Annotated in this window: 8 protein-coding genes; 2 read left to right on the top strand and 6 right to left on the bottom strand. The window is 68.7% G+C overall.

Annotated features, from left to right (window positions below):
• The 5 genes from ACTMTF_RS07910 to ACTMTF_RS07890 form a co-directional block, all read right to left on the bottom strand.
• Positions 1 to 4,485, bottom strand: a complete 4,485-nt coding sequence (locus ACTMTF_RS07910) for an amino acid adenylation domain-containing protein (protein ID WP_441109972.1) — start codon at positions 4,483 to 4,485, stop codon at positions 1 to 3.
• A 125-nt stretch (positions 4,486 to 4,610) separates the two neighbouring features.
• On the bottom strand, positions 4,611 to 5,957 hold the full coding sequence (locus ACTMTF_RS07905) for a helix-turn-helix domain-containing protein (RefSeq protein ID WP_441109971.1): 1,347 nt from the start codon (positions 5,955 to 5,957) through the stop codon (positions 4,611 to 4,613).
• Positions 5,958 to 5,995: 38 nt separating this feature from the next.
• On the bottom strand, positions 5,996 to 6,334 hold the full coding sequence (locus tag ACTMTF_RS07900; protein ID WP_397012711.1) for a hydroxyisourate hydrolase: 339 nt from the start codon (positions 6,332 to 6,334) through the stop codon (positions 5,996 to 5,998).
• Positions 6,331 to 7,716, bottom strand: a complete 1,386-nt coding sequence (locus ACTMTF_RS07895; RefSeq protein ID WP_441109970.1) for a Zn-dependent hydrolase — start codon at positions 7,714 to 7,716, stop codon at positions 6,331 to 6,333. Before ACTMTF_RS07895 ends, ACTMTF_RS07900 begins: the two co-directional genes overlap by 4 nt.
• A 306-nt stretch (positions 7,717 to 8,022) precedes the next feature.
• A complete protein-coding gene (locus ACTMTF_RS07890; RefSeq protein ID WP_441109969.1) occupies positions 8,023 to 11,079 on the bottom strand; it encodes an AfsR/SARP family transcriptional regulator in 3,057 nt (1,018 codons plus the stop codon).
• Between the two features lie 1,045 nt (positions 11,080 to 12,124).
• Here ACTMTF_RS07890 and ACTMTF_RS07885 point away from each other — a divergent pair.
• Positions 12,125 to 14,983 (top strand): BTAD domain-containing putative transcriptional regulator, encoded by a 2,859-nt coding sequence (locus ACTMTF_RS07885; protein ID WP_441109968.1) that lies wholly within the window; start codon positions 12,125 to 12,127, stop codon positions 14,981 to 14,983.
• Positions 14,984 to 15,068: 85 nt separating this feature from the next.
• Here the strand turns inward: ACTMTF_RS07885 and ACTMTF_RS07880 are convergent, their stop codons facing one another.
• The gene (locus tag ACTMTF_RS07880; protein WP_441109967.1) at positions 15,069 to 15,236 is read right to left on the bottom strand and encodes a hypothetical protein; all 168 of its coding nucleotides are present in this window, start codon (positions 15,234 to 15,236) and stop codon (positions 15,069 to 15,071) included.
• Positions 15,237 to 15,489: 253 nt separating this feature from the next.
• Between ACTMTF_RS07880 and ACTMTF_RS07875 the strand changes: the two genes are divergently transcribed.
• Positions 15,490 to 16,206 (top strand): hypothetical protein, encoded by a 717-nt coding sequence (locus ACTMTF_RS07875; protein WP_441109966.1) that lies wholly within the window; start codon positions 15,490 to 15,492, stop codon positions 16,204 to 16,206.
• Positions 16,207 to 16,305 lie beyond the last annotated feature (99 nt).

Genomic DNA, 16,305 nt, shown 5'->3' with positions numbered 1-16,305 from the left:
TCACACCTCTCCGAGCAGGTCGGCTTCGAGTTCTTCGATCTCGCGCTGGCTCAGCGAGCTGAGAAACAGGTCCGAGGGCGTCAGGGCGGTGCTGCCGGGCTGCGCCGCGTGATCGATGATCGTCTCCAGCGCGGCGAACCACTCCTCGCACACCGCGGCGACCAGGCCGGGCTCGGCCGCGGCCGGCAGCCATCGCCAGGTGGCGCTGAACCGGGGACCGTCGGGCAGGTCCTGCGTGACCGCGTTGATCTCCACCGGGTGCACGACCGGCGCGGCCGGGTCGACGTGATCGTTGAAGGCGTCGCGGCCGGGGAGCAGCGCCCAGGCGCGCTCGTGGCCCGCGGCGAAGCGGCCCATGTAGTTGAAGCGGATCAGCGGCTTGGGGCGTTTCGCGAGGATGGGCGCGGTCTGCGGGTTCAGGTAGCGCAGCAGGCCGAAACCCAGGCCCTTCCCTGGGACCTGTCGCAGCTGCTCCTTGATCCGCTTGAGAGCGCGGCCGGGATCGGCTGTGCCGGGCACCAGGCGCACCGGGTAGGCGCTGGTGAACCAGCCCACGTTGCGGGACAGGTCGACGCCGTCGGCGATGGCCTCACGTCCGTGGCTCTCCAGCTCCAGCAGCACCGCCTTGTCCGAGCCGGCCTCCGGGTCGGGTGCGCGGCCTGCCAGAGCCAGAGCCAGGCCGGTCAGCAGGACGTCATTGAGTTCGCAGCCCAGTGCCTCCGGCACCGCGTACAACTTCTTCGTCAGCTCGGGAGGCAGGTCGAAGGTGGCCGACACCATCGCCCCCATGCGGTCTTTCGCCGGATCCGTGACGCCGCGCACGAAGCCGGCGGCGGGCCGGTCCAGCGTGTCGAGCCAGAAGGGCAGCTCGGCTCGGCGATCCGCGTGACCGGCCGTCGTCTGAAGCAGGTGGGCCCAGCGGCGGAACGAGGTGAAGGGGCCGATCAGCTTCGGTTCGCGGCCCTGCCGGATCGCCTGCCAGGCCGTGGCCAGATCGTCGGTCAGGATGTGCCAGGACAACGCGTCGGCGGCCAGATGCTGGACGACCAGGGCGAGCCGGCCGGTCGCCGACGGGCCGCGGTCGAACCACACCGCCTGCAGCAGGCGGCCCTGACGCGGGGCGAGGCGGCTCCTCGCCCTGGCCAGTTCATCGTCGATCGTCCTTGCCAGCTCGGTATCGGTCAACGTCCGGGCATCGACTCGCGTGAGGCACTCGGCCGCGGGCACGCTCCCGGCCGGGAGCACCTCAAGAGGGTGATCCTGTTCTCCGTTCGTGGCGACCATCGACAGGCGTAACCCGTCGTGGGTGTCCAGCAGGGCCTGCAAGACGCGCTCCAGCGCCTCAACGTGCAGGTCGGAGGGGGTTCGCATCACCACCGACTGGCTGAAGTCGTCGATCGGCGCGCCCCACTCGACCGACCATCGCACGATCGGGGTGGCGGGAAGGGCACCGACCTCGATGTCGTCGTCGGCCGGCTGATCGGTCTGTGCTGTTCGTGCCGCGGCTGCCAGCTTCGCTACCGTCCGCAGTCGCAGTACCTCGTCGGGCTCGATCAACAGGCCATTCTGGCGAGCCACGCCGCACACCCGGATCGCCGTGATGCTGTCGCCGCCGAGGGAGATGAACTGGTCGCTGACGCTCACCGACGCCAAGCCCAGCACCTCGGCGAACGCCTCGGCCAGGATCCGCTCCCGCGGCGAGCCCGGGGACCGGCCGGCTTCGCGCTCCTCCGATTCCGGCTCGGGCAGGGCGGACCGGTCGAGCTTGCCGTTGGGCGTGGTCGGCAGGCGATCGAGGAGCACGATGTCGGTCGGCACCATGTGCTTCGGCAGCGTGCGTACCGTCTGCGCGCGGATCTCGTGGATCAGGCCGGTACGGCGAGCGGGCGGCACCGGTTCGTTGGCCGGTACGGAGCGCGGGCGAGGGACCACGTCGATCGGGCCGATGGGGGCGAGCCTGTCGACCAGCACCACGTCGAAAGCGTCGGTGGCCTCCTCCGACCACGTCAGGTGGGTCTCGTAGCCGTGGCCGATCCCCAGTTCCCGTAGCGCCCGCGGATCGGTGCCGGTCCAGGGGCCGGCGATCGCCTGCCGAGCACCTGCGAGGTCACCGGCGTCGAGCGATCGGGCCGCGGCGACGTCCGCTGTGAGCCGTGCGTTGGGGATGCCGTGCAGCCGCACCGTGCTCGGTCGCCGCAGGCTCAGGTGGTGGTCGAGGGCGGTCAGGCTCGTCACGTCGTCACCCCAGCGCAGGGCCGCCGGCGCGGGGGCCGGCTGTTCGGGCCCCTTCCGCATGATGACGTCGTAACGGTACCCGGTCAGTTCGTTGTGGCCGCCGTCCGGCTTCAGCAGGACCTGGACGCTGGCGACGTCGGCCAGATGGTTCCTGACCGTGGCGAAGAACCCGGGGTCGATCAGCAGCTCCCGCTCGTTCGCCATCCCGCGCTCCACCAAGGCGGCCACCGTGGCCGGATCGGTGTCCGGCCGGGCCCGCCGCACCTGGATGCCGGTGTGCAGGGCCCGTGCCAGGCGTAGGTTACGCAGGTCGCCCAGGAACAGATGACCGCCGTCGGGCAGCAGATTCCAGGCTCCTGCCAGGACTTGGATGACGTAATCGATGTTCGGGAAATACTGGACCACTGAGTTGAGGATCAGGGTGTCGAAGAAACCGTCCGGCAGGCCGGTGAAGTCATCGGCCGGCTGCGCCATGACCCGTACCTTGCCGGTCCATTCGGGCCGGGCGCTGATCGAGCGTCGCAGGGATGCGATCGCCTGGGCCGACAGATCGGTGCCCCAGTAGCTCTCGCACACACTCGCGAGCTGGGAAAGGATCAATCCGTTGCCCACGCCGATGTCCAGGATGCGGCGTGGTTCCAAGGCGGTGATCCGGTCCACCGCCACCTGCCGCCACAGACGCATCTCGTCGACAGGGAGCCGCCTACCGGTGTAGCTGCTGTTCCAGCCCTCGAAGTCGTCGCCGAGGGGACGCTGTGAGCGCTGGCCGTACAGGGACTCGTTCACCTGCCGCCACGCGTCGACGACCTCCTTGTCAGCGCGGTCGCCGTCGGCGGCCGCGGTGGGCACGACGTACGCGATCAACCGCTTGATGCCTGGACGGTCCTCGCGGACCACGACCGCGACGTGCCGCACCTTGGGGCACGCCGCGATCGCCGCCTCGACCTCGCCCGGTTCGATGCGGAATCCGCGGATCTTCAACTGCTCGTCGGCCCGGCCGAGAAAGTCCAGTTGGCCATCGGGGCGCCGGGCGGCCAGGTCACCCGTGCGGTACATCCGCGATCCGGGGATGCCGAACGGATCGGCGACGAAGCGCTGCGCGGTCAGGCCGGGCCGGCGCAGATAGCCTCGTGCCAGCCCGATGCCGGCGATGTAGATCTCACCGGTCCGGCCAGGACCGACCGGGTTCAGGTTCTCGTCGAGCACGTGGACGGCGACGTCGGAGATGGGGCGTCCGATCGACGGCTTGACGCCGGCGGGCAGCGGGGCGGACATCGTGGCCATGACCGTGGTCTCGGCCGGGCCGTAGCTGTTGAACATCCGGCGGCCCGGTGCCCAGAGCGCGGTGAGTTCGGCTGAGCACGGCTCACCGCCGACGATCACCGTTCGCACGGTCGGCAGGTCCGACGGTGACATCGCGCCCAGGAGGGTGGGCGGGAGCGAGACGTGCGTAAGGTCCAGACTGGCCAGCTCGGCGGCGGAGACCAGCCCCCGGGTGCCCGCCACGACCAGGGTCGCGCCGCTCAGCAGCGCCAGGCACAACTCCCAGAACGCCGCGTCGAAGCTCGGCGAGGCACAGTGCAGGACCCGGCAGCCACGGCCGACGTCGAGCGTCCGCACCTGTTCGCGACTGAAGTTCGCGATACCGACGTGCGGAACGAGGACAGCCTTGGGCCGCCCGCTGGACCCTGAGGTGTAGATGACGTAGGCCGGGTGATCGACGGCCAGCGGGATGGTTCGTTCAGCGTCGATGAGAGCTTCCGCCGGTGCTTCCGCGCCCGCGAGGAGGGGCGGTGCGCCGACCTCCCAGACCGGGCAGGTGGTCTCGGGCAGTCGAGGCGCGGTCGCACCGTTCGTGAGCACTCCGGCGGGCTGGGCGTCCTGAAGCATGAAGGCGATGCGGTCGGCGGGGTAGTCAGGGTCGACGGGCAGGTAGGCGGCGCCCGCCTTCAGCACGGCGATGACCGCGACGACATGCTCGGTTGAGCGCGGCAGCGCGAGCGCCACCACCTGCTCGGGCCCGATGCCGAGCTTGACCAGCACGCGCGCGAGCCGATTCGCGCGGGAATCAAGTTCCGCGTAGGTGAGCGTCTCGGTCCCTGAGATGACCGCGGGAGCGTCAGGGGCCTGGCGCACCTGACGTTCGAACAACGCCGGGAACGGCTCCGGGGGCACGGTGGGGTGCAGGACTGGCAAGGCGAGCTCGGCAGGACCTTCGCGAAGCTGCTGCACGCTGGGAAGCTGCTGCATGGTAGGCAGACTGGCAAATCGCGCCGGGCCGGTTGAAGGTCTGACAGCCAACCTGCAGCGAACCTGCCGACGTCCTGCCTGTTCTCCATGCGCCTGGAAGGCCCTTCGTGGTTCGGGCACCTTGATCACATGATCGCGAACAGATGAGCCTGATCGGCCCTTGACAGCGGAACGTCGTGGATCTCCGCGCATGCGTGCCGAACGATGTTGAGCATCGAGATCAAGTAGTCGCCGTGCCGCTCGACGCGCCGCAGCAGGCCACGGATGAACAGAACGTGCAGCGACCGCGTCAGCTCCGGCCGTGACAGGCCGGTCGCTCCGGCCGCCTCGTCCACCGTCCAGCAGCCGTCGATCTGCAGAAGCCGATCGAGCAGCCTCCGATGTGGCTGCGGCAGCGTCTCGACGCTGCTCATCACCGCGGCGTAGAGCATCGGCTCAGGATGATGGCAGATGAGGGCATGCAGATTACGCGGGTCGTCGACCAGCTGCCCGTACAGGTGGGGGAGCGGCTCCATGAGGCACTGGGAGGCTGCCAGGCCGAGAGCGGCCGGCAACCCGTCGAGCATCCGGCAGAGCCCCGCGATCATCGACGCGTTGGCCGGATTCAGGCGGAAGTCCGGCTGGACGGGAGCGAGCTGCCGCAGCAGCAGGCTGACCGCCGGGACCTGGATCAGGGAGTCGAGGTCCCGTTCCTGACCGGGTTCAGGTACCGCCAGCGGAGCCAGCGGGAGGACGCATTCTCCCCGGATGCCCAGGGGCACGCGGGCGGTGGTCACCACGGTCACATGCGGACAGTCCGCCAGCAGGCGGAGCAGTGCCCGGGCGTGGACCGGGACGTCATCGAGGCCGTCCAGGAAGACGATCATCGGCGTGGTGCCGATGATCGCGGCGAGTTCGCCGCTCGTGTCCGCCTGGCCGGTGATGAGTTCGACCATGGCTTCCAGCAGGGGCGGCGTGGCCGCGTTCGGGATCCAGTCGTGGTGAGCCTCGGCGACGGGCACCCACAGCAGGGGGATGTCGAGCTCGGCGAGCACGCGCTGGCCGACCTCCAGAGCCAGCCGCGTCTTGCCGACACCGCTGATGCCGGTGATGGTCAGCAGCCGCTGGCGCGGCTCCGCTGCCAGCAGTCCTGTGATGGCGTCCAGCTCGTGCTCTCGCCCCACCAGACCGTCCGTGGTCCACACGGACGCGTCGGATCGCATACTCTCCGTGACCATCTTGTCGAGATAGGAGCTCTCGACCTGGGCGGCCCGGCAGAAGGCGGTCCGGGCCTGCCCGGTCAAGCGCAGCGCCCCGGCCAGAAGGGCCACGGTCGCCCGGCGCGGGGAGGCGACGCGGCCGCTCTCCATGTCGCGGATCGCCCGCACGCTGATCGTGGACAGGGCCGCCAGCTGTAACTGGGTCAGGCCGCAGCGAAGCCTTTGCTGGCGGAGGACCTGAGAAAAGCTGCCTTCCGAGCGTGCTCGTACCATGGCTCACCCCGGGATCATGACGAAGAGACTGTGATCATTCATGTGTCAGCACCGCGATACGCCAGGAGGGACTGAGGCGAGGTCAGCAACGGCAGATGGAGGTCGGTCGTCGGGCCGCAGACCCGGAAGACGAAGGACGCTCGGAGAAAGAGCGGCAGACAGCCCTGGAGCGTGTAGTAGCTGTCCAGCTCCACCTCGACCTGATAGGTGGCCGCTTCCAGGCCGGGGCCTTCGGCCAGCACCAGCCGGCCGTCACATCCCGTACGACCCGACGCCAGCTTGATCAAGCCGGTCGCCGTCTCACAGGCCAGGCCGACGTCGACCTCCGCGCAGGGCCGGCCGGTCACACCGTCGACGAGTTGAATGGAGATCTTCATGCGCCCAGCCGGCCTTCCAGCCGGCGACAGGCGATACTCGCCAGATCCTCCCTGGTCTTTTCGAGATCCGACTCCGGTGAGCCACGGCCCAGGAGCGCGGCCAGCGCCGTGACGAGCACGTCGGCCCCGGCGACCAGAGCTCCCACGTCGGAGTCCTCACCGGGTGCGTGGCTGATTCCATCCTTACTGGGCACGAAGATCATGCCGACGGGGGCCAGGGCCGCGATGACCTGCGCGTCGTGGCCGGCGCCACTCGGCATGGCCTGCCAGGACAGGCCCAGGGACTCAGCCGCGTCCGCGATGACGCCACGCAGCCCGGGGTCGGTGAGCACGGGAGCCGACCGGTCACAGACCCGCAGGTCGACATCAACGTGGGACACCCGGGCCACGTGCTCGGCCATCGAGGCCAGCAGTCGCTCGCTGCGCTGGATCCGGGTGGTATCCGTATCGCGGATCTCAGCATTGAGGCGTACGACGCCGGGAATGGTGTTGACGGTGTTCGGGGACACGTCCATGAATCCGACGGTCGCCGTCGAGCACGCACCGAGCGCCGTGGCGAGGCTTTCCACCTTGGCGACCAGGTGTGCGGCGCCCACCAGGGCGTCCCGGCGGTCACGCATGGGAGTGGTACCCGCATGCTGTTGTTCGCCGCTGACCTCGCACGCGAATATGGTGCGGCCGACGATGCCGTCCACCACGCCGATGTCCAGACCGAGTCGCTCCAGCACCGGCCCCTGCTCGATGTGCAGCTCGAGAAAGGCGGCGATGCGGCCGGCCGGCCAGGCGGCTTCGGCCAAGCGCTCCGGGTCGCCCCCCGCGGCCGGCAGATAGTCCCTCGCCGGGCGGCCCGCCCGGTCGACGGCCTTCTCCGCGTCGGCGTCCAGCAAGCCGGCCATCGCACGTGACCCCCAGAAGGGATGCTGAACGAGCGCGCCTTCCTCGTTGGCGAATCCCACGGCTACAGGCTCGAATCCGTCGATCGTGACCCCGGTCTCGAGCAGCACCGTCAACGCCTCCAGAGCGGCGACCACGCCGTAGGCGCCGTCGAGCCAGCCGCCCTGCCGGACGGTGTCGATGTGCGAACCGAACATCAGGACCGGCAGGCACGGGTCGGCGTCCGCGCGCCGAATCAGCAGATTGCCGGCCGGGTCGACGTCAGTGGCCAGCCCGGCTTTCGCGGCCAGGTCTTCGAGGAACTCCCGTGCTCGGCTCTCCTCCGCGCTCAGCCCGAGCCGAGTGATTCCCCCCTGCGGATCGCATCCGATCTGGGCGAGGCCGCGCAGCGCGGTGAGGAAGCGGTCGGCATCGACGCGGAGTGGGCCGGCCGCGAAGGTCGGCGCGGCGGTGTGGGCGTCCTCAAGAGATGCATCGGTCGGCCTCATCCGGATTCCCATCGAATTGGTTGCGAACCCTGTCAGCGGCCAGCCTGGGAAGCGTGCCTTTCAATCGGCTATCACTGGCGCATCAATGGCGATGGCCTTCAGCGGACTCCGGCCCGGAAACTGATCGACAGCGGATGGCAGGCGGCGGAAAGCGATTCAACAGGTTGCTCTCCTACCCTCGGCTCAGTAAGTAAAGAAAAGCGAGAATCGCCAGACGCCAGAAAGGACAGAGATGAGCGCGACCAAGATGATCCGGTGCACCGCGAATACCGCTTGGGACTGACAACTCGACCTGCCCCGGACCGATCAGCGTCCCCTCGCCAGACCGGCCAGCAGGCGCTCGACTTCCTTCCGGGCCTTCACCACGTGCTGTGGCCGTGTTCCCGACAGCAAGCGGGAGGCCATCCGCCAGGCCGTCTCCGCCGCCTTGGGCGCTTCGGCGGCGGCGAGCACCCGCCCCTTGACCATGAGGGCTCGTGCCTCGAACAACACCATGCCCAGTTCCGCGAAACCGGACACCGACTGATCGGCCCTGGCCAGCGCGGTGTCCAGATCGGCGCGGACCAGTGACCACTCCGCGAGGGCCAGCTCGACACGGTTCCTGACCACGCTGTCCCCGACCGTGTTCACCAGGGTCAGGGCCCGCTCCAGGAGGGGGCCGGCCTGCTGGTGCGCACCTCTCCGAAGATCGGCCTCCGCCAGGCCCAGCAGGGCGTGGCACTCGCCGAGCCGGTCCCCGGACCTGCGGGTGGTCGCCAGGACCGCCGTGAACAACTCCGCGGCCTCGACGAACTCGCCGCGCGTCAGGTGCAGCGTTCCGAGGCGGTGCTGCACCTGGGCGCCGACCCGGCGGTTGCCGATCTGGTCGGAGATGTGGGTGGCGCGGCCGAGCAGGCTCTGGGCCGCCTCGTCGTCGCCGAGGTCGATGTTCGCCTGCGCCATGTTGTGCAGGACGTAGGCCTCGGCGACACGATCGCCGACCTGCTGGAATGTGCGCAGCGCCGCCCCCCACTGAGACAACGCCGTCTCCAGGTCCCCGTTCTGACGATTGAGGAACGCCATGTAGCGCAGCACCAGCGCGGCGCCGTGCTCGTCATCCAGTTGCTCGTACAACGCCATGGCCTGCTCGAACTGCTGTGTCGCCGGGCCGGGTCGCCGTTGGATCATGTCCAAGGAGCCGAGCGAGTATCGCATGGCGGCCTCGCCGCGCTGGTTCCCGTGCCGGCAGGCCGCCTTGAGCGCCATGGCATGGCTTTCGCGCCAGTCGGAGAAATAGGACTGCGACTCCAACAGGGGGACGACGCTCAGCGCCAGGTTCCAGGAGTGCTCGACCAGCCCGGCGGCCGCAGCCTGCCGGATGCCGGAGAGGAGGAACTGCCGCTCTTGCTCGTACCAGGCCAAGGGCTCGATGAGTACACGATCGAGGAACGAGGCCGGGAGCGCCCATCGGGAGGCGCGGCCGGCTGGGAGGAGGTAGTCACCGGAATACTCGCGACGGTATGCCTCGCCGGCCAAGAACAGCAGGCACCCGACAAGGCGTTCCAGCGCGGAACGTCGCTCTGCCGGGCTCTCCTCTTCCAGCAGCCGTTCGCGTGCGAATGACCGCATCATGGCGGGGAACCGATAACGGTCCGGGCCCGGACCGGATTCCACGTCGAAGAGATACGCCTCGGCCAGTTCCCCGATGGCGTCTTCGGCCTGGAGCAGGCCGGTCTCCAGCAGAGGCGCGCCCACCCAGGCGGGGAAGCTGCTCGCCTCGGAGAGCGCCAGAAGCCGGAAAAGCCTGCGGGCTTCGGGGGACAGGGAGTTGTAGGACAAGGAAATGCTGGCGCGCACTCCCATTTTGCCGTGGTTCAATTCGTCGAGCCGGCGTGTCTCGTCGGTGAGCCGTTCCACGAGACCCGCCACCTTCCAGTGCGGTCGCGCGGCGAGGCGGGCGGCTACGATGCGCAACGCGAGCGGCAGGCCGTCGCACAGATCGCACAGGTCTTCCACCGCTTCGGGTTCCGCCTGGGCTCGCTCGCCGCCGATGGCGTGGTCCAGCAAGGTCACGGCGCTGGGCCGGCTCATCGTCGGGATCTCGATCCGCTCGGCCGGCAAGCCGGTCAGCCGGCGGCGGCTGGTGACCAGCACCGAGCACTGCCCGCTCCCCGGAAGCAGCGGCATGACCTGCTCCTCGGACTCCGCATCGTCGAGGACGATCAGCATGCGGCGTTTGCCGAGTAGATTCCGGTAGACCTCCCCGCGTTCCTCGACATCGTGTGGCAGGGAGGAGCCGCTGACACCCAGGGCGCGTAAGAACCGGCCGAGGATATCGGCGGGATCGGCCGCCCGGGAGTCGGCATGCAGGTGAGCGAACAGTTGGCCGTCTGGGAAGTCACCCGCCATCAGGTGCGCCAGGTGGACCACGAAAGCCGTCTTCCCCGCACCACCTCGGCCGTGGAAGACCACGACGGGAAGTGCTCGGCCCGCGCTCGTGGTCCCGATGACGTCAGTCAGAACCGCATGGATCAGGTCGGTGCGCCCGGTGAAGTCCGAGATGGCCGGTGGCAGCAGCGTGGGGACGCCCGGGTGGACCGGTGGTGCGGAGATCGGCTCGGCCAGCCTTTTCTGTGCCGGATCGATGCTGTTGCCGAAGGGCACGGACCCCACCCGTAAGGGGGCCTGCCCGAAGACGTGTTCACCGGCCAGCATCTCCCGGTGCAGTGATCGAAGATCCGCGCTCGGCTCGATGCCCAATTCAGCCGTGAGAAGGCGGTGGATGTTCCGATAGACGTCCAGCGCTTCGGCCTGACGCCCGTGGCGGTACAGCGCCATCATGAACAGGGCATGGAACCGCTCACGTAAGGGATGCTGCCGGGTGAGGGTCGCGAGCTCGGCCGCCAGATCCTGATCCAGTCCCGCGGCCAGCTCGATCTCGATGCTCTGCTCCAGGGCGCTCAGGCGGCGCTCCTCCAAGCGCACCACACAGTGCTGGACCAGTGGGGCTGATATGTCCGACAGCGCCGCTCCCCGCCACAGCGCCAGCGCTCCCCGCATGCCGGCAACGAACCGGGCGGGATCGCCATTGCGCAGGGCGCGCTGGCCTTCGGCGACGCGGGCGTCGAATAACCGGGTATCGAGGGTGCAGCCGTCCAACCGCAGCAGGTAGCCAGGCCTTCGAGTTTCGATCAGGTGGGCGCCGTGCGCCCTGCCCATCGCTCGTCGCAGACGGGACACGCAGAAGTGGATCTGTTCGCGGGCCGTAGGCGGCGGATCATCGTCCCACACCGCCTCGATCAGCCGGTCTGTTGAGATGACTTTCTCTGGCTCGAGGAGCAGCATTGCGAGTACGATCTTCTGGCGCATCCCTTCGATATCCATGGGGCCGTTTTCTGATCCTGCTTCGAGTGGCCCCAGTACTGAGAAGTACATGTGTGCTCCCGGATCACTGTTCGCCCAATATTGTCCCACGGGAAAGCGGTTATAGTCGCCCAGGAATGACGCACCCGAGAATCAGATCGGCGTTGTCCGGCGTCGGGCGGCAGGCGAAACGCGTTGAGTTCCGTGAAGCCGCTCCGCGTTTTTCGGTGGGTATGCGGTCACCGAGTCGGCCGACGTCCGGGCGGTGATTGCGCATCGCGTGCCTTCCCGACTCGACGTCCCACGTCCTGGGACGCTACTCGAACACGATTTCAATTCGCTTTTGCCCGCACATAGCGGCCCGCGTAGGGGCGTAGTCCGAGGGCGAGGCGGTGGTCAAAACTTCACCGACAGCCCGCATCCCTCCGGTGGGCGGGGGAACGCCACCGTGGCCACGCAGTGCAAGAGCGGGTCAACGCCCACCTGGCCGGCGGTTCCCGCCCGCATCGCTCGGTGCGGACGCGGCCGCATCGCTCTGCGCCTGCCCGCGAGAACGGTCCTGGTCGAGGGGGCGGACCCGCAGACGATCAACCGAATTCACACCGTGGATCCAGGCTGAGAGGTTCTCGCAAAACCTTCCCAAAGCCCCGGGCGGCTGCGGTTGACGGTGAATGTCCTTTGACAGGGCGGTGAACGTGAGAACCGGTCGTGACCGTCCCGGCCGGATTCCCGCCAGGGGTGATGGCTGGAGACGGGCGAGACGTCGGCCGAAAGGAGTGGGCGGATGGAGCTGCCGCGGCAATTCGGGATCAGGGTGGCAGGAATGAGATCATTTTTGGCGACTTATACCATTACTGCCGCATTACAGCGCTGTCATGATTGACCCCGGCTGCGGCCCCCGGTGCCTTCCATCAAGGGCTGGTTCACGGCCGGGATGCTGCTCCGGCCGCTACCGAAAGGCGATCATCGCGGACTGTGAAAACGGGATTCATGCTCAGAATTCGCCCAAATGGGAGGTATTGTGCGATGCGGCCTGTCCAGGGATGATCTCCTGCGGAGGAGGATCATGCGTTTCAGGATTCTCGGACCGCTGGAGGTCGAACGGGGCGGCGAACAGCTGCACCTCGGAGGCGGGCTCCAGCGCGTCGCCATGGCGATCATGCTACTCGACGCCAATCGAATTGTGCCCGTCAACAGAATGATCGAGGCCATTTGGGGTGAGGCGCCCCCGGAGACCGCCCGGAATCAGATCCAGATCCGGATCTCCCAGCTGCGCCGCCTGCTCGGCGATACCGCTCAGCCGCACCGTCTCCTCATCACCAAGCCTCCCGGCTACCGGCTGAGAGTCGAACGCGGTCAGCTCGACCTCACCGACTTCGACGAGCTGACCGAGCAGGCCCGACTGGAGAATCCCGCCCAAGCGGCCAGGACCCTGCGCGCGGCACTGGCCCTATGGCGGGGCCCCATGCTGTCCAACGTCAGAAGCGACCTGGTCCAGAGGATCGTGCACGGCGTACAGGAACGCCGCCTGCTCGCTCACGAGCAGTGCATCGAACTCGAACTCGGAGAGGGCCGCCATCAGCAACTGGTCGCCGAGCTACGCGGCCTCGTCCGCGACAACCCGCTACGCGAGCGGTTACACGGACTCCTCATGCTCGCGCTCTACCGTTCGGGACGACAGGCCGAAGCACTCGACGTCTTCCGCGCTTATCGGGTGATGCTGCAGGACACGCTCGGTCTGGTGCCGGGGGACGAACTACGTCGGCTTGAGCTCGCCATACTCAACCAGAACGCGGAGCTCGACAGCGGGCCGGCGATCGTGAGTCAGACGCCGGTCCCGAGGCAGCTTCCTCCGATGATCTCGCGGCTGGCCGGACGCGAGGCCGAGATGCGCCGGATCAGCTCGCTGCTCGACGAAACGGGCGCGGGTACCGGGTTGCCCATCGCCGCCATCGTCGGCAGGGCCGGGGTGGGCAAGACCGAGCTGGCACTCCAGACGGCGCATCGGTTGTCGCCCAGCTACCCGGACGGGCAGCTCTACATCGACCTGCGCGAAGGCGAGCTGCAGCCGACCAACGTGCTGAGCCAGTTCCTCCGCGCGCTGGGCGTCACGGTGATACCCCGGCTGCTGGAGGAGCGAGGCGCTCTGTTCCGCTCCACCGTGGCCGGCAGCCGCGTGCTCCTGCTCCTCGACAACGCGGGGTCGTTCGAACAGATCCGGCCCCTGCTTCCCGGCGGTTCTCCCAGCGCCGTCCTGATCACCGGCCGGCACCACCCGATCGGGTTGCCGGAACACCGGGTGGTCCGCCTCGACGTTCTCGGCAACGAGGGCGCCGTCGAACTGCTCACCCACGACATCGGCGCTCATCGCGCCGCGCTGGAGCCCGACGCCGTCAGGACGCTGGCCGAGCAGTGCGGCGGCCTGCCGCTCGCGCTGCGCATCGCGGGCGCGCGGCTCGCCGTTCGCCCGCAGTGGACCGTCCGGACCCTGGTGGACCTGCTCAGCGACTCCCGCACCATGCTGGACGTTCTCAGTCATGGTGATCTTGAGGTACGGGCCAGCCTCGACGTCAGCTACCAAGGGTTGTCACGCAAGGCCCAGACGCTGTTCCGGCGGATCGGGCTGCTCGGCAGCCCGCAGATCGCCCACTGGCTAGGCGAGGCGCTGCTCGGCGACGACGCGGCCCAGGACGCGTTCGATGAGCTGGTCGACGCCTCGCTGCTGGTCCGCAGAGGCCAGAGATACGTCATGCACGACCTCGTGCGTGCGTACGCGGGCGAAAGCGCCCTCACCGGCGACGGCGAGGAGCAGCGCCGGACGGCGGTCGAGCGTGCCTGCAAGCGCTTCCTCTTCCTGGCCGACCGCGCGCACCAGCGTTCCTACGGCGGGCATTTCACCCTCCTGCGGGGCAAGGACACGGGTGATTCCCAGGACGACGGCCTGGCCGACGCGCTGTTCGGGAACGACCCACTCGGGTGGCTGGAGGACGAGCGCACCACGCTCCTGGCGAGCGTACGGCAGGCGGCGGCGCACGACCTCGACGAGCTGTGCTGGAACATCGCGATGACCGCCATCACCCTCTTCGAGGTCCGGGCGTACTACGACGAGTGGCGCACCGTCGCCGAGATCGCGCTCGAATCCTGCCGAAGGGCCGCCAACACGCGCGGAGAGGGGGCCATGCTGTACTCGCTGAGCACACTGGCCATCTTCCAGCAGCGGTACAACGAGGCACAACCTCTGCTGGTCCAGGCGATCGACATCTTCGAGCTGATCGGGGAGGTGCACGGCATGGCGCTGGCCCTGCGTAACCTGGCGCTCTCGATGCGGGTCAGGGGCGAGGTCGACGCGGCGCTCGACAGATACAGGCAGGCACTGCCGCTGCTGGAGGCAGTGGGTGACCCGGCGGCCGAAGGCCACGTCCTGGTGAGCATCGCGGCCATCCATCTCGAAGAGGGCCGCCTGGGTGAGGCGGAGCCGCTGCTCGACCGCGCACTGGCGATCTTCAGGGACGAGGGCGTTCCCCGCGGCGAGGCCCAGGCGTTGAAGCGCATCGCCGACCTCGCCCTGCTGCGCGGCGACGCCCCGCGCGCGCTGGAGGAGTTCGAAGGAGCCCTGGCCATCGTCCGCAGCATCCGGGACCGGATCGGTGAGACGTACGTCCTTCACGGGACTGGCGAGGCGCAGGCGGCCCTCGGCCGGGCCGACCAGGCCGAACGTGTCCTGTCACATGCTCTGGCCATGGCCCAGGAGCTCGGAGAACGGCACATCGAGGGGCGAACGAGGTTGTCGCTCGGCCTGCTGCTCAGCCAGCAGGGAGACCCCGGTGGGGTGGCTCACCTGGAGAAGGCGCACGCGCTGTTCGCCGACATGGAGGCGGAGCGCTGGCGGGCGAAGGCGGCGGAGGCCCTGGCCCGATCACGCTGAGCGAGGGGCGCAGTGGCGGGTTCCGAAACGGTGGCGGGGACGGCGTTCGCGCCTGGGGAAGCGAGATCGGCAGCCGCCGCCAGGCTCAGGCCGATAGCGGCTTGCCCATGGTCTCCTCGGTCCAGGACATGTCACAGAGCCCGTCCATCTTGTAGTGCTTGCAGGCCAGGTCCCAACTCTCTGCTTCCGCTGTGGCGGTGGCGCCCGTCGCGACCGCCACGGTGATGCCCAGGCTGATCAAGATCTTCCGCACGTTGCCCCTCCCTTCAGGTCACGGAGGCGACTCTAGTGAAGGCGGCTTTTGTTTTGCTTTCGATCGCTTACCGTCACCCGCTCCGGGGGTACTGGGCGCGGCTTGACCGGGGCACATCTCTCCCTGGATGACCGCCCGGTAGCCCGGCACCGGGGTTCGCCAGGCCCTCGGCCGAATGGTAGTCCTGGGTATACCGTCGATTGTCGCGCCAGCACGTGTGTGCCTGGGCCGTGCCGTCGTTTCAATGGTCGGCATGACGATGACACGGACGATTCCCGGCCGTTGGGTCGAGGGTGCCGGGGCGGTGCTGGGGCCGCTGCTCCTCCTCGCCGGGGTGCTCACCCGGATCGGCGAGGACGACTTCTTCCCCGGCCAGCTCGCCGCCTATGCCACAGATCCAGGGCGGATGGCCGTGTCCTACGGGTTGTTCGCCGCCGGCGTCGTGCTGCTGTGGCCGGCGACCACCGCGCTGGCCCGGTTGATCAGCGTGACCCACCCGGGCTGGGCCAGGTGGGGCGTCACGCTGGTCGTGCTCGGGCTGTTCGGGCGGATCTTTCACGCCGGGGTGAGCCATCTGGCCTTCCAGCTGGTGGACGAGCTCGGGCTGAAAGAGGCACAACGGGTGGTCACGGACACCTACGGCGCCTTCCACGCCTTCAAAGCCGTCAACATCTGCATCATGGCCGGCTGGATCGTGCTCGCCATCGGCGCCTACCGGTCCCGGGCGTTCGGCCCTCACGCGCTCGGCGTGGTCAGGTGCGTGGCACTGGCGCTGGGGCACGCGCTGCCGCTGGGCGTGCTGAAGGGCAGCAGCGACCCGATCTCGCTGGTCGCCCTGGCCGGCCTCGCCGTCGCCCTGGTGCCCCTCGGCGTGGGGATGCTGAAAGACGGCCCGGCTCCCCGCTGGTGGGCCGCCGCCCTCACCATCGCGCTGATACCGGGCGCCTACGTCCTCGGGATGTACGGCTGAGCCCGCGCACGCGCGCCGGGTCTCGGGGCTTCCGCCAGAACGGCAGAAACATGGTTACCTTCCGCAGCGATGCACAACTGAGAGCCATGAGGGGTCCGG

Origin of the sequence: Nonomuraea sp. ZG12, assembly GCF_052068115.1 — a bacterium.
Taxonomy (GTDB): Bacteria; Actinomycetota; Actinomycetes; order Streptosporangiales; family Streptosporangiaceae; genus Nonomuraea.
Note: the sequence above shows the minus strand (reverse complement) of the source record. Positions and strands in the feature narration are given on the sequence as shown.